Below are 2517 nucleotides of genomic sequence, written 5' to 3'. Positions count from 1 at the left end.
CACTTTTAGGGGGCCAATCCGAGAATTATTGATACTTCTCTTTTATAAGAGAAGTTTTTAATTGATTTCTTTTTTGAAGTGACGTAGTCACTTCTTATAAAAACTATTAAAGAAATTAATTTCAACCACAACCATCAATTTAAATTGATAAAGTTCTCCAGAAGTGAGAAAATAGTAAATATATTTGTAATAAGAAATTTATTTAAAGGGATTAATTTATAAAGTATAGAATTAAATAAAGAATGACTTATAATTAGAGCAAAGGAGTTATATAAAAAATATGAACAGTGTTTTAAAATATATAGGAATGAGAAATATCAAAACAGCACTAGCAGTAACTTTTAGTGTAGCTGTTTCAGAGCTTTTACACTTAGAATACCCGTTTTTTACAGCTATTGCTGCTGTTCTTGCAATGCAGGGATCTTTTATCAGGGGTTATGAAGTAGGGCGAGATAGATTATTAGGAACAATAGTAGGGGCAGTAATTGGGCTTATTGCAGCTTTAATTGCGCCAGGAAACTTAGCTATGATTTTTATAGGCATAGTAACAGTAATATTCTTACTAAACATACTAAAATGGCAGAATTCTTCTTATGTAGGATGTTTAATGTTTTGTGCTATAATGTTAAATTTAAATGGAGATAACCCATACATATATGCATTTTATAGAACGCTAGATACTTTTATCGGAATAGTAATAGCTTCCTTAGTAAACTACTTTGTATGTCCTCCTAAGTATATAAAATTGATAAACAAACAGTGTGTAGAACTTATAGATGAGGCTGCTAATATTGTAAGCGAAAATTTATATGATGGTGAAGCAGAATTGATTTCTATTGAAAATAAAATAAAGACTTTAGAAAACTATCTAGAACTTTATTTATCAGAACATGAACTTTTAAAAAAAGAAAAGAACAATGTTAAACATATTGAAAGTGTTTTAGAACATAGTAAAAATATACTTTATAATATTAAAATATTAACAAGTTTATCTGTGGATAACTCCACTATTGAAATATCAACTGAAGATAAGAAAAGTTATATATCAGAAAATATTGATGTTAACTTAAATGAAGTTGTCTATAAGCATCATATAAGCAACATTATAAAAAATAGAAACAATTTAGCTTCTTTAAAAGTGGAATTTCAATAGAATGTGTAAATTGATATAGTAAAAATAATAATAGCTTAGTATAAAAAACCAGCAGATATTCTGCTGGTTTTAAATTACATAATAACCTTTTGAAACAATAGCTACTTGAGTCATCGCAAGAAGAATAACTTCAATTATAAATACTTTTTTCATAAGTTAAGGATGAAAATTATCACCAATGGAGATATAATAAATTTTCCATATTACACTGAACTATTGAAAATAATGTTATAATTGGAATATGTTATAGATAGCATATTAGAGAAACTTGTGGCTATTTAATAGAAAAAATAAATGTATTTTTGTAGGGGAGAACAGTGCTCTTCAGAGAGTTTAAATGCAATTGTATTATCTTATATTAAACTAATAGTTTATATTTGAACAAATAATATTTTAAAATATTATCTTCATGGGATGGTTAAACAAGTGGTAAGGAGAAGGGAAAAATATGTATTTAGAGAAGTTAGAAGAAATATTAAGATTAATAGAAAATATATCTCCTCATACAAAAGATTATGTAAGTAAAGCGTTTGATAACAAAAGAGTTGAGATAGTCCACTTTTTATTAACAGAAGAAAATAAAGGTGTATTTCTAATGGTTGATAATGATGATTGTTGTATCTTTTATGCTTCTTTTCTTAATGAATCTAATATAGAGCAGGTTTTGAAAGTAATAGAAGATAAAACTAATGAATATATTTCAAAAATAAATTCAAAGGAAATCTGTTTTAATGTATATGGGGAAAACTCAAAAGTAATCAGCTTGGTAAGAGCATTAGGGTTTAACATAGACATGGAGGGATTTCATCTTCAATATGCTGGTAAAGATGTACCTATGATAAATGATTGCAAAATGATTAATAAAGGATTTAACAGTAACATGTTAAAAGAATTTATTGATTTATTTGATAGTTCATATTATCAGCTGAATAAAGATAATGGATGGAAAATAGATAGTCATGCTATATATGCAGAAGAATTTCATAGCAAACTTAATCAATTAGATAAATTGAATCAAGTATGTTCATTTTGGTTAGATAATGAACTAGTAGGTGCATATATATTTGATGGAAATTATATAACGGATGTTGTTGTTAGGCCAAGCTTTCAAAACAAAGGATATGGAAGTTATATATTAGCACATTGTATTAGAAATATGATAACAAATAAATCTGTTAAAAACATAAGACTTCGAGTTGCAAAATCAAATGTTAGCGCTAAAAGGTTCTATGAAAGAAATAATTTTATTCAGATTGCTTGCTTTGCAGAACATACATATAAATAATCTTTAAATATAAGGGGATGTTATAGGGATGCAATGTGAAAATTTAAAGTATACTCTGGAAAATAAGTTTTCTATAAAA

General features: G+C 26.3%; 2 protein-coding genes. Both read left to right on the top strand.

Going from position 1 to position 2517, the window contains the following annotated elements:
- Window positions 1–280: 280 nt before the first annotated feature.
- Window positions 281–1153 (top strand): FUSC family protein, encoded by an 873-nt coding sequence (locus tag B2W91_RS16785; RefSeq protein WP_291583015.1) that lies wholly within the window; start codon window positions 281–283, stop codon window positions 1151–1153.
- Window positions 1154–1601: 448 nt separating this feature from the next.
- A complete protein-coding gene (locus tag B2W91_RS16780; protein ID WP_291583013.1) occupies window positions 1602–2438 on the top strand; it encodes a GNAT family N-acetyltransferase in 837 nt (278 codons plus the stop codon).
- Window positions 2439–2517 lie beyond the last annotated feature (79 nt).

The organism is Clostridium sp. UBA6640 (genome assembly GCF_002455975.1).
Taxonomy (GTDB): domain Bacteria; phylum Bacillota; class Clostridia; order Clostridiales; family Clostridiaceae; genus Clostridium_J.
The sequence above is the reverse complement of the archived record's forward strand: the minus strand, read 5'-3'. Positions and strand labels throughout refer to the sequence as shown.